We start from the raw sequence: 20433 nt of genomic DNA, 5'->3' as shown, positions 1-20433 counted from the left end.
CTCCTTTATTTCAAATAAGTGCTCCAATTATTCGTCCAACTCTTGTTGATCTTGCACCATTTTTACTTCCGTGCCGTCGATTGCCTTTTCAATATCCCGTTTTATGCCATACCAGTTTTTATTCGTATGAGCAGCCAGCCAGACTCCCGACTCACTTGGATGAATCCATACTCTCCTATGCTGCCAATACATCCCTTGTATAACGCCAATCATAAAAATGAGACCGCCTAAAGCAATGAAAGGCAATGTATAATCTTTCTTCACGGTAAGTCCAGTCACATCTCTAACTTCGAAATTTTGCAGACCTACTTTATAATCATTTTCTCCTGTTGCGTCAACATTGCGGCCGATTCCGGCAAAGCTTACTTCAGGTGAATCTTCATTAGGAGGATAAACAAAAAATACGAATGCAGGATTTCTCGGATATTTAGATTTAGATGCCGGTGATCCATCGTCCAAATAATATTCCGGGAAATATTGATCAATTACAACGCGAAACCCGTTATCCAACTCATATTCATATTCAGGGTTCGTCAAGTCCACCGTAAAACTGGTAAGCGCTTCTTCCTCTTCATCTTCCGTTTCATGGATTTTAAAGGTCATCGTTTTAAACTCATCTAATTGATAACTTGATTGATACAAGGCAAACCCATCGAATTTTATCGGCTTATTTACTTGGATGCTGCCTTCCTTAACAACTTCTAGTTCGGGATCCTCGCCCGCAACAGAAGCATTGGAAGCCTTATAAATTACTGCGTCCGTCTGGTAATTACTCGGCACAGATCCTCCCTGTTTTTTGATGGCAGCCTGGTAGCGCTTATCTTGTTCGTCATATGTCTCAATAATGAATTCTTCGTTTTTGACATAATATTGCTGATCGGTTTCCGGAACCACTACTGTGTCTCCTTCACGCACCCAAACATAATCGTCTATGTACAAGAAAGGAACAAACCTTAATAAAGCTCCCAATAAAAACACGATAAGACCGATATGGTTCACATAAGGTCCCCACCTGGAAAAACGCCCTTTTTCTGCAAGGATATGCCCGTCTTCTTCTGTTAATTTATAGCGTTGGCTTTTCAGTTTTGCAGCGACTGTCTCCATATCTTCCTTGGAAACACTTTCCGTCTTGCTGAATAACCGCTGCCTCTGCAGAAAACTAGTATGCCGCTTTGGCTTTTGCATTTTCAATGCCTTGTACAAGGGAACTACCCTGTCCAAGCTGGCAATAATTATTGAGGTGCCAATCATGGCTATTAATATCATATACCACCAGGAACTGTACAAATTGTGAAAGCCTAGCTGATAGTATATTTTCCCTAAAATTCCGTATTGATCGGCATAATGCTGGGCAGGATTGACATTAGGTGGAATATACATCTCCTGCGGAAATATTGTACCTACAGCAGAAGCAATCAGTGTAATAACGATCAAAGTTACACCGACTTTTACTGAAGAAAAGAAATTCCATATTTTATCTATTATAGATTTATTGTGAGTTTGTGACCGTCTGGCACTGCCTTCATATCTCATGTTCAACAGTTTACCAGATTGATTGCCGTCAATATGTTGATTGTTTTCGATCGGCTTTCCACATGCTCCGCATAATACTGTACCTTCCGGGTTTTCATGCCCGCAAGATTCACAAATGATTTTTTTCATTGCTATCCCTCGCAATTTACTACTATTGTTACTGAGGTACTATCTGTTGCAAATATCCCTCCAGCCTGTCCAGGCTCAAGGGCCCTGATACCTTTTCGACCACCTCGCCATTTTCATTTATAAATAAGGTGGATGGTAACTCTCCGACATCATATAATTCCAAAACTTGTCCACCATTGTCCCTGACAATGGGAAAACTTAACTCATAATCATCGATAAACCGGTCAACAACTAAATCCGTGGAATCCAGGCTGACCGCCAGGATTTCAACGCCTTTTTCTTTATACTCAGGGTAAAGGCTTTCCATATAAGGCATTTCGTCCTTACATGGACCGCAATAAGTCGCCCAAAAATTCAACATTACTCCTTTCCCCTTCAAATCATCCAGGGCTAATTCTCCCCCATCGCCGTTCATTTGCTGCAGTTTAAAATTAGGAGCATCCGCCCCCACGCCGATAACTGTTTTATCTTTATTGAAATTAGAAACTAAGACAAACACAACAGCAGCCAGCAAAACCAGCAATATACTGGAACGGAACACAAGGCGCATCTTCTTCTTTTTATTTTTTCTTTGTTTTGCTTCTTCCACTTTACTCACTATGCTCACTCCTTGTGCAATTATATCATTAAAAGCAAGCAGATTTTTTGAACTTTATTTAACATTTTTCTCGGCCAGCGTACGCAATTTTTTCACTTCATGGGGAGTAAGCTCACGAAACTCGCCTGGGTTTAGCCCCTGAAGTGTCAAAAAGGCATAGCGTTCCCTCTTTAACTTGTCAACAGGATAATTCAATGCTTCCATCATCCTTCTGATGTGCCGGTTTTTACCCTCATGAAGCACCAATTGAACGATCGCCGTATTTTTCTTATGGTCATTTGATAAAATTTTCGCATGGGCAGCCTTCAATAAGTCACCTTCAGACCTGACGCCTTTTTTAATGGTTAACAGTGTATCTTTGTCTGGTATCCCTTTTGTTTTAGCGACATAGACTTTATCTATCTCATGGCGCGGGTGCATAAGCAAATTGGCAAAGTCTCCGTCATTTGTCAGCAGCAGCAGGCCCGAGGTATCATAGTCCAGACGACCGACAGGAAAAACCCGCTGCTCAATCTCCGGAAGAAAGTCTGTGACAACCTTGCGATTTTTGTCATCCTTGACACTTGATATTACCCCTCTTGGCTTATATAGAAGATAATAAACAGGTTCTTCTTTCTCTAAAGGGACGCCATTCACCTCTACTTTATCATCGGAAGACACTTTTGTGCCCAGTGTTGTAACAACTTTTCCATTTACTTTCACTTGGCCTTCTTCGATTAATTTCTCAGCTTTTCTTCTTGATGTAATTCCGCTTTGTGCAATAACCTTCTGTAAACGTTCTTGACCATTTGTCATATTATCACCATATCTTTTGAATTTTTTATCCACGCCGTTACTGATTTATTTTTTAACAATAAGAAGAGCGTTAACTATTGTTAACGCCTTACTTTGCGAATACAATCGAAACAATAACGATTGAGGCTATTATACCAATTAAATCTGCTAAGAGTCCAACTTTTAAAGCATCTCCCATTTTTCGAATCCCTACAGCTCCGAAGTACACCGTTATTATATAAAAAGTTGTGTCCGTACTTCCTTGCATCGTAGAAGCCAGACGGCCAATAAATGAATCAGGGCCATATGTTTTTATCAATTCAGTGGTCATTCCCAGAGCAGCCGTGCCTGAAATCGGACGAACAATTGACAAAGGGACGATTTCAGGAGGAACGCCAAACAATTCCAATAGAGGAGATATCAGATTGATCAAAGCATCAAGTGCTCCAGATCCTCGAAGGATTGCAATGGAAACCATCATCCCTAATAAAAAAGGAAGCAATGAAAAAGCCATATTAACTCCTTCTTTGCCTCCTTCAACAAACAGTTCATAAGAGGGCAGCCTCTTCCAAGCTGCTGCCACGAGGATAACTAGAATGATCAATGGAATCATCCAAGTACTGACGGTAGTTACAATGTTCATTTTTTGGTTTTTCTCACCCTTCTATAGTAGAATAATCGATCCACTAATATTGCTGCGAAAGAGGAAATCAGCGTGGCGATTATCGTCGTGCCTACTATTTCTGTCGGTGCTGCCGAGTCATATTTCATGCGGATTGCAATTACCGTGGCTGGAATTAACGTAAGACTCGAAGTGTTAATAGCCAAAAAGGTAATCATTGAGCGGCTGGCTTGATCCGATTTGCTAAGCTTTTTCATTTGTTCCATCGCTTTTATTCCCATAGGGGTAGCTGCATTTCCTAACCCAAATAGATTCGCCGTAAAGTTGGATAGGATATAGCCCATGGCTGGATGGTCCTTTGGTATTTCCGGAAATAAACGGGTTACCACCGGTTTAAATATTTTAGCGAGAACCGACAATAAACCTGCCTCTTCGGCTACCTTCATTAAACCGAGCCAAAATACCAAAACACTTATTAAGCCGATCGACAACATCACTGCATCATCTGCACTTTCGAACAAGGCTTGGTTCACCTGCTCCATTGAACCATTCACCATTGCAAAAATAATACCGATAACTGCCATGGAGGCCCAAATATAATTAACCACTTATAAAACCCCTGTTATTTTATTGAAAACTTCCATAAAGGACTTTACACCAAATGTTTTCTCCCTGATTTGGAAAATGGAAGTATCCGTTAAGTAGCTGCCATTCACCCTAAATACTTTTTTACCGATTAATTCGGAATCAGCTGCTTTCATCGACTCCAGCATATAAGTAGATTCGGCAACCTGTTTCTGCTCTGCAACTGTCAATGGAAATTGAATGTCTTCCTGAAAGTAGCCGCTTAATTCTTTACCTGAGTCCTTTATTTGAAACTTTTCCGTTCCTTGTTTCTGAAGATCAGTGAGCTCATAATTATTAAATCCCCAGTCGAATAGCCGAATATGATCCCGCCAGTCATCCGGATCATTTATCGTTACCATGATTAGAGTCATACCCTCTTTCTCTGCGGAAGTTACTAGTGTTCGTCCAGCTTTTTTTGTGTAGCCTGTTTTTCCTCCCGTGCAATACTTGTAATACTGTGTCAATAGTTTATTCTTATTTCCCCAGGCATAGGTCCGCGCTTCCGATTTGTAAGAAGTTGTTCCGGTAATTTCTTTAAAATCTTCATTGTCCATCGCATATCTCATCAATAAGGCCATATCATATGCAGTTGACCGATGTTTTTCAGAATCCAGTCCATGCGGGTTTTCGAAATGGGTGTTATTCATGCCCAGCCATGCGGCTTTTTCATTCATAAGATACACAAAGCCTTCTAAGCTGCCTCCTACATGCTCTGCGATAGCAACGGCCGAGTCATTTCCAGAACGGAGCATCAGACCGTAAACTAAATCCTTTAGTTTCATTTTTTCGCCTTCTTCTAGGTAAATGGAGGAGCCTTCTGTATATACAGCACGGCGGCTTGCTGTTACCGTTTCATTCATTTTTCCGGATTCTATTGCTATAATGGCAGTCATAATCTTGGTAATACTGGCAATTCTTTGTGGCTGATGGGCATTTTTTTCAAATAAGACCCTTCCCGTCGACTGTTCAATCAAAGCTGCATGAGCAGCAGAAACTCCTGGAACTGCCAGCGCAGTTTTCGGTATGGCCATTAATAAAATACATATACAGCTCATGATTGCTATTAATCGCTTCAACTTCCTACCTCCCTACCAAACTCTCTTGTACCATAATATGCAGAAAGGACAGGCGTATGTATGAATTTTTATCCGCTGTATAGAACCATCGCAAAAGAACCAAGTATCGAACTTCAGGGTCAAATGTTCTTGTTCCGCCCATGGACAAGACATTCGACCCTGCTTAGTTATCATGTTAATGAGTATTTCATTTTTTTTGCCTCTTCCAGCCGATTGGAAACGGACGGCCAATTAACAATATTCCACCAATTTTTAATGTAGTCGCTTCGGTTGTTTTTGTATTGTAAATAATAAGCATGCTCCCAGACATCTAGAACCAAAAGAGGAGTTACATCCCATAAGCTGAACATCTGATGTTTTTCTGCTGTCTGGATTGCCAACCTTCCTGACCTGTTTTCCCAGTTTAAAATTGCCCATCCAACACCTTCTACCGATTCAGCAGCTTTTGTAAACAATGTTTTAAAATTTGCAAAAGAACCGAAATCTGCCTCTATCTGCCTCAACAATTCACCGGAAGGTCTGCCCCCACCTTCTGGCGACATATTTTCCCAAAACAGGGTGTGTAAAAAGTGTCCCGATCCATGGAAGGCCTGTTCTCGCAGCCAATGCTTGATCATTTTTTCGTCCGCTTGGTTTTTATATAACTGCAATTCTGCTCTATTTAAGCCTTCAACATAAGACTTGTGATGTTGATCATGATGCAAGCGCATAATTTGTCTGGAAATATAAGGCTCTAAGGCATCATAACTGTAAGGAAGTTCAGGGAGCCGGTGCTTACCTGCTGGAATTACCCTCATACTATTTCTCGGTTTCTCAATCATTAGCTGCAATAAATCAAGCAGCTTTACACTTTTCTCCTGAACCATAGCAATTTGTTCCTCGGAGGGTTCCTCATCGGACTCCAACAATTCCTGAAGCATTACCTTCCAATTTACCAGCTGTTTCTTCCAATGATCCATTTCCTGAGAATTCACTTCTGTTTTCTGCGCCTTTTCTTCTATGTCCTTTCCCCATGCTAATAAAGACTTTAAATAACTTAGTTTCTTTTCATTCATACCATCACCTCACTATTATCTTATGCAACCCGCCCAAGTTTGTGTCGAAAGCGGGCATAAGGGAAGTGCTTCCTCCAGGAAAGATGATTGCAAAAAAAATACTGTACTTCCCTGTATAAACAGGGGAGTACAGTACGGCTTCAAGCCATTAAAAACGTCAAGACATATTAGCTTGATTTTTGGTATCGTAGTAACCAAGCTCTTCACGAATTTCCTCAAAAGCTCCATCAAGGGAATCCAAAAGACGGGCAAATGATAATGGAGGGGTTTTATGGTAGTTAATTTTACGTCTGCCTGTATAAGCAGCCCGGCTGTCCTCATACCAAACATCATTTTTCGGGGCATAAAACCCTAAAATGCATTGTCGGTAAATGCCATGCAATGTTTTTTCCGCCGCAGTTTCCCTTAATGGGTTTTCTCTTAAAAGTGCGTTGACCGCGTCATGCGCTTCATCGCAGAATACTTCCAGCCGTCTTAGTGCTTTTAATAATTCTTTATAATATTCCGCATCTCCGCTTCCTTCTTCTTGCAGTAAATCCTCTAGTTTTCGGTTATTTAAATAACCGCTCATTTCTTCAAGAGAATTAACGAGAAATATATTCACTTCTTTTACATGAGCATATAAAAAATCTTTGCTCATCTTTCAGCCTCCTGTAATTACTCATTGTTTTATAAAGAATATACTCGCTAAAGTTATTCTTTATCCTGCGCTTCCAGTTGATCTTGAAATTTTTTAAAAAAGATATCTGCTTCCCCTTCTACATCTGCTTCTTCCACATTATCAGGCAGGGGAGGCAGTTCTTCAAGCGAACGCAAACCGAAGTATGTTAGAAAATCCGTCGATGTTCCATATAAAATCGGTCGGCCTATCCCTTCTTTCCTTCCCATTTCCTGAATCAGACTTCTGGACATCAAGGTTTGGACAGGGCGGTCACTTTTGACGCCCCGGACCTCTTCTATTTCCGTTCTTGTTATCGGTTGTTGGTAGGCTATGATTGCTAACGTTTCTAAAGCCGCTTGGGACAGTCTAGATGATTGTGGAGCTTCCATCATTTTTTGGTAGTACACCGTATGCTCAGGTTTGGTTGTAAGATGCAAAACATCATTTGACTCCATTATAGTTATACCTCGTTCTGCATGGTCATAATCATACTGCAGTTCTTCCAAAACATGCTTGGCTGCATCGATATCTAAATCCAGAATTTGAGCAAGCTGTTTCAAGCTTATTCCTTCATCACCCGAAGCAAACAAGAGACCTTCCATTACAGCTTTACATTCAGATAACTCCACCGCTTTCACCTCATATTATAAATCATTAATTCGTCAAAGTGCTGTTCCTGCGTACAGTATATTTCTCTTCCCTTCATCAACTCCAAAATAGCCATGAAGGTGACTACGATATGTGAACGTGAAGGATATGGAAATAACTGATTAAAGGAAATGCCGCGGGAATGTTGTTTCACTTGTGTCAGCACTTCTTCCATCCGTTGCCTGATGGGAATCTCAGTCCGCTGGATTTTTGTTTCCATTGGCTGGTTCCACTTTTTTCTTTCCATAATTTTGTTCATTGCTGCGATCATATCATAGATGGAAACATCGCCTTGAACCGTAGGTCTGCTTGAGGGTACCTCAGCAAACTCCATCGGCGGCCTGGTATAAATCCGATTTGCTTCCAATTCCCTTTCCTTTAATTGATCTGCTGCTTCTTTATATTTTCGGTACTCAATCAACCTGCGCATCAATTCATCGCGCGGATCCTCCTCGTATTCTTCGTCTTCCGCCTCAATCGTTTGATTAGGCAATAGCAATTGACTTTTGATGGCGAGCAGTGTTGCTGCCATCACTAAATACTCGCTTGCAACATTAAGTTCAAGCTGTTGCATTGTATGTATATAAGTCATATACTGCTCGGTGATCTCGGCCACAGGAATATCATAAATATCTATTTCGTATTGGTTAATCAAATGCAGCAAGAGGTCTAAAGGGCCTTCAAAAGCATCTATTTTCACTTCATATACTAAACTCATATCATAATCCCTCCCTGCTGTCTGTTCTCTAATCCTTCGTTAAAAAAGACAAACGCAGTAAAAAATAAATCTCCTATGGCATATGCCCATACACGATAACAGCACCCGCATAGATTAATATTGTAAGTTAAATAATATCGTTTGCTAATAAAGGAGGCATTAGACTATGGGTGCTTATTACGGCGGTGGATTCGCTTTGATCGTAGTATTGTTCATTCTTCTAATTATCGTAGGTGCTGCTTGGCTGTAAGCCAGCAATCATTCGTGACTGAATGATATTATGACTCTTACACCTGCAAAACCGGTCTTGAAATCCAGCAAGGCCGGTTTACATAGTACCCTTGATAAAATCTGTAAGCTTACAATCGAAAAGCCAGCTCAATAAAGAGCTGGCCCTTTTTATGCCAAGAAAGACGGGAGCTACTCCTCCGCTTCACACTTCTCAAGAAATCTTTCCGTGAGGTCATCTGCGCAAACTGCATACTCATGATCGTACAGTTCTTTAATGCCATGAACCATTTTTTGTCCAATCCCAGAATTTCGATGGGAGGGATTGACCGTTATATGCTGAATAACAACATTAATGTCGTTTTCAATTCTTACCCCTATAGCTCCTAGTATATCTTCCTCTTTCCATAGGAAAAGCTGCCATTTGGGATTCTCTTCATATTCTCTGACGGTATTTAGAAGCTTTTTTACTTCTTTTTCTTCCGGCATAAATGACAGAAGCCCCATCGCAATTTTTTCAAAACTCTTTTTATAGCGAATTAACATATTTACCCCTCATTAGTTAAATAACTTAGTCAAAATGGAGAGAAGAAAAACTAACCCAACGACGAGCATCAGCCAGAAAAGTTTTTTCTCCTGCTTGTCGCTATTATTCATTCTTATAATCACCCTTTATAGTTGGTGAGCTATAATATATTTATGACCTATCTATTTGATTTTGTCAAATTTAATCGGTATTACAGAACAATAAAGAACCAATAAATAAATCCCCAAATGAAGCCAATTACTAATAGTACCGCAAATAAGATCCAATTCTTCTTGCTATTACCCAAGTCAACTCTTCCTTTATGAATCATATTTTTAAACAGCGATTTTCCAACAAGCCTTCTTTTCTCGCTTAATAACAATGATAATACATGATAACCATCCGAGTGTTTTCCGTTCCATTTAAAGGGAATCAAGTTTATAACGGCCAGCCATAGATTAAACCAAAACAACAACTCCAAACGTATGGTAAGGAAGCTGGCACTTAAATGAATGATAGCAGCAGCCATTAGGTTGATTAGCGGCCCGCTTAGAGAGATAACAATTGCTTCAACATTGGAGTATGGCTTATGTCTTTGGCTGAAAGCCTGGCCGCCTGCTATAAACAACAAATGAATATTCAATTGATGCCTCTTCAAGTGGATCGTTGACATTCTTCTTCCTGTCCCCAGCGAAAACTCTATTCTGTCAGCTTTTAATAACCATGCACCCAAAGCGTGGCCAAGCTCGTGAATAATTGTCCCTAACGGAGCAACTATGAAAATAAGATAAGCAATCATCAATAATCCAATCATGGATACCGCCTTTTGAAATTCGAACCGAGAATGTCTAAGGTATATTCTATTAGTTTATCCATGTTTCTTCAAGATAATTTTAAGAATTCGCTGGCAAACGCTCTGTTATTGCTGTTTAGCATACAATAAAAAAACGAGCCTGATGGCCCGCTTTTTTATACTGTTTCCACTTTTACACTTTTCATTTCGTCGCCTTTTTGAATACGTAATACAGTGTCCATACCTTCTGTAACCTGGCCAAACACAGTGTGGACTCCATCTAAGTGCGGCTGCGGCTCGTGAACAAGGAAAAATTGGCTCCCGCCTGTATCTTTTCCAGCATGTGCCATAGAAAGAGAGCCTGCAACGTGTTTGTGCGGGTTCCCTTCTGTTTCACAGTTAATCGTGTAACCCGGTCCGCCAGCACCTGTACCGGTAGGATCTCCTCCTTGTGCAACAAAGCCAGGAATGACCCTGTGAAAAGTTACCCCATTATAAAACCCGCTATTTGCCAATTTTTCGAAGTTGGCAACCGTATTAGGTGCTGCCTCATCAAACATTTCAATTTTAATTATTTCTCCATTTTCAAATTCGATTGTTGCTTGTTTCATAATTAAACCCTCTCCTTTATTTCATATGGTAGATCATTTTTAATTAAATCCTGGTAGGATTCACGCTGAATGACAAGTTGATCTTCTCCTTGTTCAGCAAAAACGACAGCAGCCTTCGGGAAACGATTGTAATGGTTAGACATGGAATATCCATAAGCGCCAGTACTGAAAACGGCCAATATATCCCCATATTCTACTTCAGGTACTTCAATATCCCAAATTAACATATCCCCCGATTCACAGCACTTGCCTGCGATAGACACCATTTCCGTTAATGGATCATTTGCTTTATTTGCCACCACTGCATCATATTTGGCCTGGTACAGTGCAGGACGGAGATTATCTGTCATACCGCCATCGACTGACAAGTACTTTCTAACTCCCGGGATTTCCTTTTTGGCTCCGGTGGTATATAAAGTAACCGCAGCATTCCCCACAATGGCCCGGCCAGGTTCTATCCAGATTTCAGGAAAATCCAGCCCATGCCGGTCGACTTGCTTCGCCACTTCATCTACAAGCGCATCTACATAACCGCCTAATGGGATTGGGTCATCCTCCGCTGTGTACCTAATTCCAAATCCGCCTCCGAGATTTAATACTTTCGGCATATAGCTAAATTTCTGTTTCCAGGCTCCAAGTGTTTCGAATAGCTTCCTGACAGCCATGATAAATCCGTCTGTCTCAAATATTTGGGAGCCTATATGACAGTGAAGCCCGACTACATTGATCGCCTCCATGTTTTGGAGTTTGAGAAATGCCTGTTCTGCTTGTCCATTTAACAAATCGAAACCGAACTTCGAGTCTTCGTTTCCAGTCAGTATATAATCATGTGTATGGGCTTCAATCCCCGGTGTCACTCGCAACAGTACATTAACTGTCTTATTCTGCTCAGTTAAAACTTCTTCCAGCAAATCTATTTCAGAGAAATTATCGACGACAATACAGCCTATATTATGTTCAACAGCCATTGACAGTTCCTGGTAGCTTTTGTTGTTTCCGTGCAAATGAATCCGTTCCACCGGAAAATCTGCCTGCAGAGCTGTGTACAGTTCCCCCTGGGAAACGACATCTAGGCTAAGGTTTTCTTGTTTCGCTACTTGGAGCATTGCAATAGAAGAAAAGGCTTTGCTGGCATATGCGACTTGTGCTTTGATTCCCAGTTCTCTGAATGTATCAACAAAAGCTCTTGCATTCTTCCTTATCAGCGAAACATCATAAACAAACAGAGGTGTACCATATTTGCGCGCCAAATAAGTTGTGTCAACTCCGCCAACCATGAGATGACCGTCCTTATTTATTTCAAAAGGGTGGTTCATTATCGACACCTCCACAAAAAGTTATGTTCTAACTATAAAATTACCAGCCAAAGCCACAGCGATGGAGTGGTAGTGGACCACAAAGGAAAATCCCTCCGCTGCACCGACCAAATGGATGGAAGAGTGTAACAAGGGATGGAAAATATAAAAATCAGCTATCGCATGCCGATTTTATATTTTCAGGATGTAAAAATAGATAAACTAAATTTACCACAACGAACGCGAAGGTTCAATCTTTTCTATTATGGCTGTTTATAGTTATTGCGTGGATGAACAATACTTGGACGATCTTTCGTTAAAGGAACCGATACTCTGAATATAATTTGTTTCATTGCACTGGCATTAAACGGGATGAACGGCCAAAGGTAGGGAGTATTTAATGATCTGGTGAAAGCCAATAACAAGATATAAAGGGTAAACCCGATCACCAACCCTTTCACACCAAATAAAGAAGTAATGACCAATAACGTCACCCGGCTGATTTTGTTGGCTATGCTTAATTCATAGCTGGGAGTAGCAAACGAACCGATAGCACATAAGGAAACATATAATATCACTTCTGCACTAAACAACCCGACATCTATGGCAATTTGCCCGATCAATACCGCAGCAATCAAACCCATTGCTGTAGACAATGGAGTTGGTGTATGAATGGCGGCCATTCTCAAAAACTCAATGCCAATATCGGCTGCAATCAATTGAACAACAATCGGAACATTTCCTTCTTCCGTTGGACCGATAAACTGCAAGGATGCTGGAAGCAATGCCGGTTCGATCACCAGCACAAGCCATAACGGCAATAAGAATACGGAAGCAAGTATGCCAAGAAATCTTATCCACCGAATAAAGGTCCCGATGGCCGGTGATTGCCGGTATTCTTCGGCATGTTGTACATGATGAAAAAAAGTGGTTGGGGTAATAATCATACTTGGCGAAGTATCCACCATTATCAAGACATGCCCTTCCAGAAGATGGGTGGCAGCTACATCAGGGCGCTCAGTATAACGGACGAGAGGAAACGGGTTATAGCCCTGTTTTACGAGAAACTCTTCAATCGTTTTATCCGCCATGGAAATGCCGTCTATTTCGATATGTTTAATTTCATCTTTTATCAGCTTTACCAATCCATGGTCGGCTACATCCTGTAAATAGGAAATGCAAATATCAGTTTTGGAACGTTCTCCTACTTTAATCATTTCGTGCCGGAGCCGTTCATCTCTAATCCTTCTTCTGGTTAGCGCAGTGTTTTCGATAATATTTTCAGTAAAACCATCTCGCGATCCCCTGACAACTTTTTCTGTGTCAGGCTCTTCTGGCGCCCGTCCCGGATACGTTCTTACATCCACTACAAAAGCTGTTGATGCATCTTCAAGAAAGATAACGATTAGACCACTGAGCATTTGGTCAACAGCTTCATCCATGCTGGTTATTTTTGTCACTTGCTGATGGACAAGATGACTTTCTACCAGTTCTTCCAGACTGCCATTTTTGCCCTTCGCACTATACAAATCATTTATTTCTGTTAATTTTTTCAATAATTCAACTATAGTAGGTGTTTCACAAAGCCCTGTCAGGTAATACAGCTGTATATGCTTTTCGAGAATCTCCAATTCCCTGAACCCAACGTCAAAAGAAGTGCCGACGCCGACTTTTTCCTCCATAAAGCGCTGGTTATCCTTGAGATGAGATGAGATAGTGGCCTTTTTTTTATTCTTTGTTTTCATTAAAAACCACCTCTTTCTAAAATGATTTCTATTGCTTTCCTGGTAATTGGCGAGCCTTTTTTTAGATCATCTTTCCCCTGCATCTTCCCAATATCTCCGATGGCTATCACTATCGGGATTTCCAGCTGGTCAAGCGAGTAGATCGTATCACCATTGATCCGGCCGATCTCCGGTATCGGAATTCCCTCTTTACTGATCCCATTCGCGGTCAGTTGTCCGTCCTGGTCAATCGCTAGTGTGAACCGGGTCCATTCAATGTTTTTCGTATGGGCAGCGACTGCCACCGCTCCAATGATAGCAATTTCCGGGTGCCTTGATATTTCCAATAATATTTTTTCCCCTGCCCCTGGGCCTGTCGCCCCTGCATCATCTATCAGGACATAAACCGGCTCCTCTTTAGCTTTTAGCACTGCAGCGATTACTTCCCCGGCCGATGCGTGGGTAGGATTGTCAGATAAGTAAGCCAAACAGGTTCCGCCAATTTGTCCTGCTAAAAAATCGATCGTTTTTCTGGCATAAGTATCACCATCTGTTATCACAATCACTTTTTTCTTTTTTTGCATGTTAATTATTCCTTTCGGCTTAACTTGTCCTGCTAATCTGTGGACTTATCTTACAAAAATAATCCACTGGAACAATGAACCAGCAATCTTGCCAAGAACGATCGCCATTAGCAAAGAAAGCAGGTGTTGTTCTAATCCCACCCTCTTAGCTAAGAGAGGAAAGACATTCAGCACTTCTGCAAGAGCGGCTGCGAGCATACCGATGAACACACCATGAAAAGCACCCCATAATACAGTAGCTAAAGTGGAGAGATGGAGGGAAACACCTACAAAAGAAAGGTAAATGCCAAACAGCGCGCCACCGATAACCCCTGCTTCATAAAGTCTTACATGCTTTTCTGTTTTACTTAGCTGAATTAATCTGGGGATAATACCTAATACTGTCAAAAAAGCAACAAACCCTGTGCCAACAACCAAACCAGAAGCCAAGCCAATAAATATTTCACTGAGAATGATTATGATCATGCGGTTTGTTCAACTCATTCTCATAATAGGCAACATAATTATCTAGATCTTGCTGATACTTAAATATTTCAACTTCTAAAGGGCTCGGCTCTTCATTAAAACGTTTCTTGAACAAATGATTGAAGAAGAGAATCATCCCTACCCCCAACCCGAATGAATAAGGAATCTGCAGCCATAATGGATAATTTAGTTCCTCCCCTGTCATGAGAAAGTGCAGCCTCTGCTGAACTTCCTGCATGCTGACATCATAGTGAAAGTTCATAATAGCCATAGCTGAACCGACAAATAAGAGCAGCCAAATCATCGACACCAAAAAGATAGAAGCTTGTTTCTTGCCAGTCTCTATAATGAGGATTGTCTGGGCTTGGCCGATGTGTTGAAACTCTAACTCCGGATAACAGGAGTTTAATTTATCAATGATGGTAAATACATCAATAACTGCTACATTTTCATCAGAAGGAGATACTTGATATATTAGGGATTCCCCCAACTCCCTTACTTCAGGACCATTGCTTGATAATGAAGCAATATCTTTCAGCTTCAATGTTGCATGCTCTTTAACTAGAAGCTTTTTTTTCAGCCTAAGGTATATTATCCCTTCCATAAAACTCCTCCTCGATGCTCAATATACCTTCTTATTATGGTTAACAACCCTAAGAAACATGCATCGTCGGAGCAATGATTAGCAAATGGAAAATTAAAATAGCGAGACTTCCTGTCACTGCAGGAAACCTCGCTATTACTTTTTCAGAATCTATACGCCAATCTGGTCCTTTATATATTGTAATATCCGTTTTTCAAGCCGGGAAACCTGGACTTGGGATATGCCAAGTCTTTCTGCCACCTCTGACTGGGTCTGATCCTTGTAATATCGCAAGTAAACAATTAATCTTTCTCTTTTTTCTAAGTTTCGAATTGCGTCTGTTAGAGCTATCTTATCAAACCACTTTGTATCCTGGTCGGCTATCTGATCCAGAAGAGTGATTGGATCACCGTCATTCTCATAAACCGTTTCATGAATCGAATGCGGGAGTTTTGAAGCCTCCTGGGCGTGAACTATCTCTTCCGGAGATAATTCCATTTCCACCGCAATTTCCGTGATTGTAGGGGCTCTTCCCAGTGACTTCGTTAAATCGTCTTTCGCTTTTCTGATTTTATTACCAGTTTCCTTCAAAGATCTGCTTACTTTTACACTGCCATCGTCCCTAATAAACCGTTGGATTTCTCCTATAATCATCGGGACGGCATATGTACTAAAGCGTACGTCATAGGACAGATCGAATTTATCGATTGACTTCAGCAAGCCAATGCAGCCAATTTGGAATAAGTCATCCGGATCGTACCCGCGATTAATAAATCGCTGGACTACCGACCAAACCAGCCGGACATTTTTTTCAACAAGGATGTCCCTTGACGTCTGATCGCCTTCCTGGCTTTTAAGGATTAACTCCTTTACTTGCTCATCCGTTAATTGTTCCTCTTTTTTGTTTTTTTTCAGCTCTATTTCCATAGGCATCCCCTTAGTTGCACAAGGTTTTACTTTTCTTTAATTGTTTATACAATTTAACCATGGTACCTTCGCCAGGATGGGAAACTACGTCTACTTTATCCATGAAGTTTTCCATTATAGTAAAACCCATGCCAGACCTTTCCAATTCCGGCTTAGATGTATATAGAGGCTGAACGGCTTCATCGATATCTGCAATACCTACTCCTTCGTCTTTGATGATTAATTCAATTGCATCTTCTTCCAATGTACACGAAATGTATATCGTTTGATCAGGCTGATTATCATACCCGTGGATAATCGAGTTGGTAACAGCTTCTGAGACCACTGTTTTCAACTCCGTCAATTCATCCATAGTAGGGTCCAGCTGTGTGACAAAAGAGGCGACAGCCACTCTGGCAAAGGCCTCATTCGAGCTGACACTTGAGAAATCAAGATTCATTTTATTTTTCATTAGGCCACCCCCAAGCGAAGCAAGGCATATTCTTCACTTTCTTCCAGTCGAATGATTTTGAAAAGCCCCGACATGTCAAATAATCTTTTGACCGCCGGAGAAATCGAACAGACGACCATTTCCCCGCCTAGCTGCATTATTTCCTTATACCTTCCTAGAAACACACCAAGCCCTGAACTGTCCATAAAACTTAAATCTTCCAAGTTTAAGATTACGTGTTTCACTCCGTGTTCTTTGATTGCCAGCTGCCATTCCTTCTTTAATTGTTCAGATGCATGGTGATCAAGTTCTCCCGAGAGACGAACCAATAAAACATTCTCTTTGGTTGTGAATTGGACGTTTAGACCCACTACTGATTCCTCCTTACTGTTACTGTAGTGAACCTTTTCTTTACGGGCCTGCTTAATTCCTGCAAGACGACAAAAGAAGTGGTAATTCGCTGAAACCACTTATTATCATGCTTTTTTCAACATCTCATGAAAAGTTCTTTTGAAAAGCTTCCAATAACCGGCATTATCTATATCTTCCTTGACGACAAGCGGAGTTTCTGATAACACTTTACCCCCCTGGATAACTTCGAGTTTACCAACCTTATCGCCTGTTTTAAGCGGGAGTTTTATGTCCTCTTTCATTTCTACTTTGGTCACCACTTCATCAAGCTTTTGCCCTTTCTTATATACAACTGAGATTGGTTCTTCGGTTACTACATCAATTGTTTCTTTTGCAGCTTTCAGTAACTTTAGTTTAGATACTGGCTGGTCACTTTTAAATAATAGTTTTGTATCATAATGGTTAAATGCATAATCGAGCATTTGTGTAACATCACTATTTCTTGCCTTAGTTGTATCTGCCCCTAAGACTACAGCAATCACTCTCATATCCTTTTTCTTTGCAGTAGCAGTTAGACAGTATTTGGCTTCAGAAGTATAGCCCGTTTTTAAACCATCGACCCCGGGATAAAATTTAACCAGTTTGTTTGTATTTACCAACCAGAACTCATCCTCTGTCCCTTCTCTTAAATAGCCATCATAGATGCTTGTATATTCGGTAATCTCTTCGTGCTTCAACAATTCTTTTGCCATTGCTCCCATATCGTAAGCAGTACTGAAATGCCCTTCGGCTGGCAGTCCAGTCGTGTTTTGAAAGCGCGTGTTTTCCAAACCTAAGCTGCTGGCTTTGTCATTCATCATTTTTACAAAAGCCTGTTCGCTTCCGGCAATTCTTTCAGCTAAAGCTACACTGGCATCATTGCCTGATGCGACGGCCACCCCCATTAATAAATCCTTAACAGCCATTTCTTCCCCTGCTTCCAGGAATATTTGCGACCCGCCCATTGAGGCAGCATATTCACTAACCCTAACTTTTTCATCAAGCTTTAGTTTACCTTCATCTAATGCTTCCATGATCAAAATCAATGTCATGATTTTCGTCATACTTGCCGGCGGCAATTGCTTATGCGAATCTTTCTGATATAAAATTTGTCCAGTATCTCTTTCCAGCAATATTGCTGATTGCGAGTTTTCTGCCAGATTCAATTGGTCCTCTGCAGTATCTTTGTTGTTTGACTCTTCCTCTGCAATTGTCATGCTTGGTACGATGGAAAAGAAAGCCAACAGAAAAACAAGGGTTAAGATAATTTTTTTCATAGCAATACCTCCATGTGTTATTATTGCTATTTTTTCCATGTACTGAATTTTTTATAACAAAAAAATGATTCGGCTTTATACGATGCCACTGAAAAAGCTAAAGGGACCGTCAAAGGTTGTTGTCGACTCCATGCCAGCTCAGCTTCAAGCGTATCTTCAGTTGGTTTCTCAGGAAACATTTGCTTCATAGATTCACCTTTTAATTCGGCCTCTGTTGCTTCCGCGATGGGCGGTCGGTGGTGACGCCTGCGGGAAGAGCACGAGCCGAAGATCCACTTGGTCAGGCGATCTTTTTGACCAAGTTAGCTGAGGCCGTGCCCGCGGCAAGCATCCACCGGCAAACAATATCATTCGGAACGTCTTCTTGAAGTCAATGGAAAAGGAACCAAAGCTCGTCTTTATCCCAAAATCAAAGAGCCCTTGAACTTACTTAAAGAGACGATTACAGATGACCAACTGGAGTTACAAGAATCCCAAAATCCTGATGCCCGTTTGGCATAAATCAGCTGACTCTGCTTTCTTTGGATATAAGACACACCTTGGCATGTCGCCGGAACGTATCATTACGGCGGCCACAGTGGCTACTAGAGCAAAAAACGACAGTAAGCAATTACCTGAGTTAGTAAGGTCTCGAAGGCATGTGCATTCAAGGGGGCGATGGCGATTTTCACGGCACATGTGAAACGGATCGTTAAACCAATGAAGGAATAGAGGCACAAACCTCTTGAAGTTAGACGAAAAGCGGTCTGTATGGAATTTAAATCCCACACAGACCGCTTTTTTAAAATTCTACCTATCATAGAGCTTCCGTTTTTCAGTGCCCTCGCTTTATACCGGACCATATTTTACTTGATTACTTCATATATTAATTGTTTTTTTGGTGCTTGTTCCGAAGAAACACGGTAAGCTTCTTTCACTTTTTTTATCGAATCATTCGGCTCTGATTGCTCACTATGAAGAATCGCTAATGGTTCACCAGCTTTAACCGAATCGCCAATCTTCTTGTTCAATGTAATGCCAACCGCATGGTTGATTTTATCATCCTTGGTAGCTCTTCCTGCCCCTAAGTACATAGCAGCTACTCCGATGGATTCTGCATCAATCTCTGCAACAAATCCATCCGTATCAGCCGTTACTTCAATATGATTAGGCGCAGATGGAAGTTTTGACAAATCGTCTATCATAGCGGTATCGCCGCCTTGAGCTCCGATAAATGTACGGAATGCCTCAAAAGCCTTGCCATTATCGAGATTTTTCTCTAAACCGCGGTATGCCTCCTCGTAGGAAGAATAGATGCCAGCAAGAACGGTCATATGGGAGGCTAATTCGAGCCCGAGATCCCGCAAATCAGCAATTCTTTTTCCTTGCAGCACTTCAACAGCTTCTCTTATTTCATTAGCGTTTCCTACTTCATATCCGAGCGGCTGATTCATATCACTTATCACAGCAATTGTATTACGCCCTAGATTTTTGCCAATATTGACCATTTCCTCCGCTAAATTTCTCGATTCCTCCAGCGTTTTCATGAAAGCCCCTGTTCCAGTCTTAACATCTAATACAATGCTGTCTGCCCCAGAGGCAAGTTTCTTACTCATAATCGATCCAGCTATTAACGGGATAGAATCCACTGTAGCTGTGACATCTCGCAATGCATATAGCTTCTTGTCGGCAGGTGCCAGGTTCCCGGTTTGTCCTGCAACAGAAAGTTTATTTTTATTGACATTTTCAATAAATTCTTCTTTTGACATCTCGATATGAAATCCACTGACAGACTCAAGCTTATCAAGCGTACCACCCGTGTGGCCCAGTCCTCTTCCGGACATTTTAGCAACTGGAACTCCCGCAGATGCAACCAACGGACCAGTAATAAAAGTGATTTTATCACCGACACCGCCAGTCGAGTGTTTATCTACGATATGACCTTCTATCCCTGATAAATCAATAGTTTCTCCTGATTCAGCCATTGCCTTAGTCAATCGAGCGGTTTCTTTTTCAGTCATTCCCTTGAAATAAATAGCCATCATTAAAGCCGAAGCCTGATAATCCGGAATGGAACCATTGGTATAACCTTCAATAAAATAATCAATTTCTTCTGAAGTTAACTCGCTTCCGTTCCGCTTTCTTAATATCACATCAACCATTCTCATAGCATATCACCT

The 20433-nt window shown here is 41.1% G+C and carries 24 protein-coding genes and 1 pseudogene; 2 read left to right on the top strand and 23 right to left on the bottom strand.

Annotated elements, in window-relative coordinates:
* Window positions 1-27 precede the first annotated feature (27 nt).
* From BLR93_RS00495 to BLR93_RS00450, 10 genes are all read right to left on the bottom strand, one after another.
* Window positions 28-1662, bottom strand: coding sequence for a cytochrome c biogenesis ResB family protein (locus tag BLR93_RS00495; RefSeq protein WP_093210320.1), 1635 nt, complete (start codon window positions 1660-1662; stop codon window positions 28-30).
* A gap of 28 nt (window positions 1663-1690) precedes the next feature.
* On the bottom strand, window positions 1691-2260 hold the full coding sequence (resA, locus tag BLR93_RS00490; RefSeq protein WP_245690024.1) for a thiol-disulfide oxidoreductase ResA: 570 nt from the start codon (window positions 2258-2260) through the stop codon (window positions 1691-1693).
* Between the two features lie 54 nt (window positions 2261-2314).
* Window positions 2315-3055 (bottom strand): pseudouridine synthase, encoded by a 741-nt coding sequence (locus tag BLR93_RS00485; protein ID WP_093210319.1) that lies wholly within the window; start codon window positions 3053-3055, stop codon window positions 2315-2317.
* Window positions 3056-3143: 88 nt separating this feature from the next.
* Window positions 3144-3677, bottom strand: coding sequence for a spore maturation protein (locus BLR93_RS00480; protein ID WP_093210318.1), 534 nt, complete (start codon window positions 3675-3677; stop codon window positions 3144-3146).
* Window positions 3674-4264 carry a nucleoside recognition domain-containing protein gene (locus tag BLR93_RS00475; protein ID WP_093210317.1) on the bottom strand — a complete coding sequence of 197 codons (591 nt, stop codon included), beginning with the start codon at window positions 4262-4264 and terminating at the stop codon, window positions 3674-3676. Before BLR93_RS00475 ends, BLR93_RS00480 begins: the two co-directional genes overlap by 4 nt.
* Window positions 4265-5359, bottom strand: a complete 1095-nt coding sequence (locus tag BLR93_RS00470) for a D-alanyl-D-alanine carboxypeptidase family protein (protein ID WP_425440918.1) — start codon at window positions 5357-5359, stop codon at window positions 4265-4267. It lies immediately after the preceding gene.
* A gap of 170 nt (window positions 5360-5529) precedes the next feature.
* Window positions 5530-6414, bottom strand: coding sequence for a superoxide dismutase (locus BLR93_RS00465; RefSeq protein WP_093210316.1), 885 nt, complete (start codon window positions 6412-6414; stop codon window positions 5530-5532).
* 157 nt (window positions 6415-6571) lie between these two features.
* Window positions 6572-7054 carry a DUF3907 family protein gene (locus BLR93_RS00460; RefSeq protein WP_093210315.1) on the bottom strand — a complete coding sequence of 161 codons (483 nt, stop codon included), beginning with the start codon at window positions 7052-7054 and terminating at the stop codon, window positions 6572-6574.
* Window positions 7055-7107: 53 nt separating this feature from the next.
* Complete coding sequence (gene scpB / locus BLR93_RS00455; RefSeq protein ID WP_093210314.1) at window positions 7108-7704, bottom strand: SMC-Scp complex subunit ScpB; 597 nt, start codon at window positions 7702-7704, stop codon at window positions 7108-7110.
* A gap of 5 nt (window positions 7705-7709) precedes the next feature.
* On the bottom strand, window positions 7710-8441 hold the full coding sequence (locus BLR93_RS00450) for a segregation/condensation protein A (RefSeq protein ID WP_093210313.1): 732 nt from the start codon (window positions 8439-8441) through the stop codon (window positions 7710-7712).
* A gap of 166 nt (window positions 8442-8607) precedes the next feature.
* On the opposite strand from BLR93_RS00450, the gene BLR93_RS00445 reads away from it, so the two are divergent.
* Window positions 8608-8691 (top strand): YjcZ family sporulation protein, encoded by an 84-nt coding sequence (locus BLR93_RS00445; protein WP_035426703.1) that lies wholly within the window; start codon window positions 8608-8610, stop codon window positions 8689-8691.
* 170 nt (window positions 8692-8861) lie between these two features.
* Here the strand turns inward: BLR93_RS00445 and BLR93_RS00440 are convergent, their stop codons facing one another.
* From BLR93_RS00440 to BLR93_RS00385, 12 genes are all read right to left on the bottom strand, one after another.
* Window positions 8862-9215, bottom strand: a complete 354-nt coding sequence (locus BLR93_RS00440) for a GNAT family N-acetyltransferase (protein WP_093210312.1) — start codon at window positions 9213-9215, stop codon at window positions 8862-8864.
* A 191-nt stretch (window positions 9216-9406) separates the two neighbouring features.
* Complete coding sequence (locus tag BLR93_RS00435) at window positions 9407-10009, bottom strand: site-2 protease family protein (protein ID WP_093210311.1); 603 nt, start codon at window positions 10007-10009, stop codon at window positions 9407-9409.
* 155 nt (window positions 10010-10164) lie between these two features.
* Window positions 10165-10599 carry a peptidylprolyl isomerase gene (locus BLR93_RS00430; protein ID WP_093210310.1) on the bottom strand — a complete coding sequence of 145 codons (435 nt, stop codon included), beginning with the start codon at window positions 10597-10599 and terminating at the stop codon, window positions 10165-10167.
* Between the two features lie 2 nt (window positions 10600-10601).
* Window positions 10602-11915, bottom strand: a complete 1314-nt coding sequence (lysA, locus tag BLR93_RS00425) for a diaminopimelate decarboxylase (protein ID WP_175559201.1) — start codon at window positions 11913-11915, stop codon at window positions 10602-10604.
* Between the two features lie 242 nt (window positions 11916-12157).
* The gene (locus BLR93_RS00420; RefSeq protein ID WP_093210309.1) at window positions 12158-13639 is read right to left on the bottom strand and encodes a spore germination protein; all 1482 of its coding nucleotides are present in this window, start codon (window positions 13637-13639) and stop codon (window positions 12158-12160) included.
* Entirely contained in the window at window positions 13639-14202 is a 564-nt protein-coding gene (gene spoVAEA, locus BLR93_RS00415) for a stage V sporulation protein SpoVABEA (protein ID WP_093210308.1), read from the bottom strand. The genes BLR93_RS00420 and spoVAEA overlap by 1 nt, the downstream gene beginning before the upstream one ends.
* A gap of 45 nt (window positions 14203-14247) precedes the next feature.
* Window positions 14248-14667: a stage V sporulation protein AB gene (locus tag BLR93_RS00410; protein ID WP_093210307.1), complete on the bottom strand. Its 420-nt coding sequence runs from the start codon at window positions 14665-14667 to the stop codon at window positions 14248-14250.
* Window positions 14645-15271 carry a stage V sporulation protein AA gene (locus BLR93_RS00405; protein ID WP_093210306.1) on the bottom strand — a complete coding sequence of 209 codons (627 nt, stop codon included), beginning with the start codon at window positions 15269-15271 and terminating at the stop codon, window positions 14645-14647. The genes BLR93_RS00410 and BLR93_RS00405 overlap by 23 nt, the downstream gene beginning before the upstream one ends.
* A gap of 150 nt (window positions 15272-15421) precedes the next feature.
* Window positions 15422-16177 (bottom strand): RNA polymerase sporulation sigma factor SigF, encoded by a 756-nt coding sequence (gene sigF / locus BLR93_RS00400; protein WP_093210305.1) that lies wholly within the window; start codon window positions 16175-16177, stop codon window positions 15422-15424.
* 10 nt (window positions 16178-16187) lie between these two features.
* The gene (gene spoIIAB / locus BLR93_RS00395) at window positions 16188-16628 is read right to left on the bottom strand and encodes an anti-sigma F factor (protein WP_093210304.1); all 441 of its coding nucleotides are present in this window, start codon (window positions 16626-16628) and stop codon (window positions 16188-16190) included.
* Window positions 16628-16978, bottom strand: a complete 351-nt coding sequence (spoIIAA, locus tag BLR93_RS00390) for an anti-sigma F factor antagonist (RefSeq protein ID WP_093210303.1) — start codon at window positions 16976-16978, stop codon at window positions 16628-16630. The genes spoIIAB and spoIIAA overlap by 1 nt, the downstream gene beginning before the upstream one ends.
* Before the next feature lie 105 nt (window positions 16979-17083).
* Entirely contained in the window at window positions 17084-18274 is a 1191-nt protein-coding gene (locus BLR93_RS00385) for a D-alanyl-D-alanine carboxypeptidase family protein (RefSeq protein WP_093210302.1), read from the bottom strand.
* A gap of 402 nt (window positions 18275-18676) precedes the next feature.
* Here BLR93_RS00385 and BLR93_RS18200 point away from each other — a divergent pair.
* Window positions 18677-18911: pseudogene (locus tag BLR93_RS18200) on the top strand (IS5/IS1182 family transposase); the annotation flags it as partial.
* A gap of 208 nt (window positions 18912-19119) precedes the next feature.
* On the opposite strand, the gene BLR93_RS00380 reads toward BLR93_RS18200, so the two are convergent.
* Window positions 19120-20421 carry a pyrimidine-nucleoside phosphorylase gene (locus tag BLR93_RS00380; RefSeq protein WP_093210301.1) on the bottom strand — a complete coding sequence of 434 codons (1302 nt, stop codon included), beginning with the start codon at window positions 20419-20421 and terminating at the stop codon, window positions 19120-19122.
* Window positions 20422-20433 lie beyond the last annotated feature (12 nt).

Origin of the sequence: Sediminibacillus albus (genome assembly GCF_900101125.1) — a bacterium.
GTDB lineage: Bacteria > Bacillota > Bacilli > Bacillales > Amphibacillaceae > Sediminibacillus > Sediminibacillus albus.
The sequence above is the reverse complement of the archived record's forward strand: the minus strand, read 5'-3'. Positions and strand labels throughout refer to the sequence as shown.

Excerpts from the sequence above, each read along its gene's own strand:
- BLR93_RS00495 (WP_093210320.1), bottom strand. The coding sequence starts at position 1,662 with ATGAAAAAAATCATTTGTGAATCTTGCGGGCATGAAAACCCGGAAGGT.
- BLR93_RS00485 (WP_093210319.1), bottom strand. The coding sequence starts at position 3,055 with ATGACAAATGGTCAAGAACGTTTACAGAAGGTTATTGCACAAAGCGGA.
- BLR93_RS00480 (WP_093210318.1), bottom strand. The coding sequence starts at position 3,677 with ATGAACATTGTAACTACCGTCAGTACTTGGATGATTCCATTGATCATT.
- BLR93_RS00465 (WP_093210316.1), bottom strand. The coding sequence starts at position 6,414 with ATGAATGAAAAGAAACTAAGTTATTTAAAGTCTTTATTAGCATGGGGA.
- BLR93_RS00460 (WP_093210315.1), bottom strand. The coding sequence starts at position 7,054 with ATGAGCAAAGATTTTTTATATGCTCATGTAAAAGAAGTGAATATATTT.
- BLR93_RS00450 (WP_093210313.1), bottom strand. The coding sequence starts at position 8,441 with ATGAGTTTAGTATATGAAGTGAAAATAGATGCTTTTGAAGGCCCTTTA.
- BLR93_RS00445 (WP_035426703.1), top strand. The coding sequence starts at position 8,608 with ATGGGTGCTTATTACGGCGGTGGATTCGCTTTGATCGTAGTATTGTTC.
- BLR93_RS00440 (WP_093210312.1), bottom strand. The coding sequence starts at position 9,215 with ATGTTAATTCGCTATAAAAAGAGTTTTGAAAAAATTGCGATGGGGCTT.
- BLR93_RS00435 (WP_093210311.1), bottom strand. The coding sequence starts at position 10,009 with ATGATTGGATTATTGATGATTGCTTATCTTATTTTCATAGTTGCTCCG.
- BLR93_RS00430 (WP_093210310.1), bottom strand. The coding sequence starts at position 10,599 with ATGAAACAAGCAACAATCGAATTTGAAAATGGAGAAATAATTAAAATT.
- lysA (WP_175559201.1), bottom strand. The coding sequence starts at position 11,915 with ATGAACCACCCTTTTGAAATAAATAAGGACGGTCATCTCATGGTTGGC.
- BLR93_RS00420 (WP_093210309.1), bottom strand. The coding sequence starts at position 13,639 with ATGAAAACAAAGAATAAAAAAAAGGCCACTATCTCATCTCATCTCAAG.
- spoVAEA (WP_093210308.1), bottom strand. The coding sequence starts at position 14,202 with ATGCAAAAAAAGAAAAAAGTGATTGTGATAACAGATGGTGATACTTAT.
- BLR93_RS00410 (WP_093210307.1), bottom strand. The coding sequence starts at position 14,667 with ATGATCATAATCATTCTCAGTGAAATATTTATTGGCTTGGCTTCTGGT.
- BLR93_RS00405 (WP_093210306.1), bottom strand. The coding sequence starts at position 15,271 with ATGGAAGGGATAATATACCTTAGGCTGAAAAAAAAGCTTCTAGTTAAA.
- sigF (WP_093210305.1), bottom strand. The coding sequence starts at position 16,177 with ATGGAAATAGAGCTGAAAAAAAACAAAAAAGAGGAACAATTAACGGAT.
- spoIIAB (WP_093210304.1), bottom strand. The coding sequence starts at position 16,628 with ATGAAAAATAAAATGAATCTTGATTTCTCAAGTGTCAGCTCGAATGAG.
- BLR93_RS00385 (WP_093210302.1), bottom strand. The coding sequence starts at position 18,274 with ATGAAAAAAATTATCTTAACCCTTGTTTTTCTGTTGGCTTTCTTTTCC.
- BLR93_RS00380 (WP_093210301.1), bottom strand. The coding sequence starts at position 20,421 with ATGAGAATGGTTGATGTGATATTAAGAAAGCGGAACGGAAGCGAGTTA.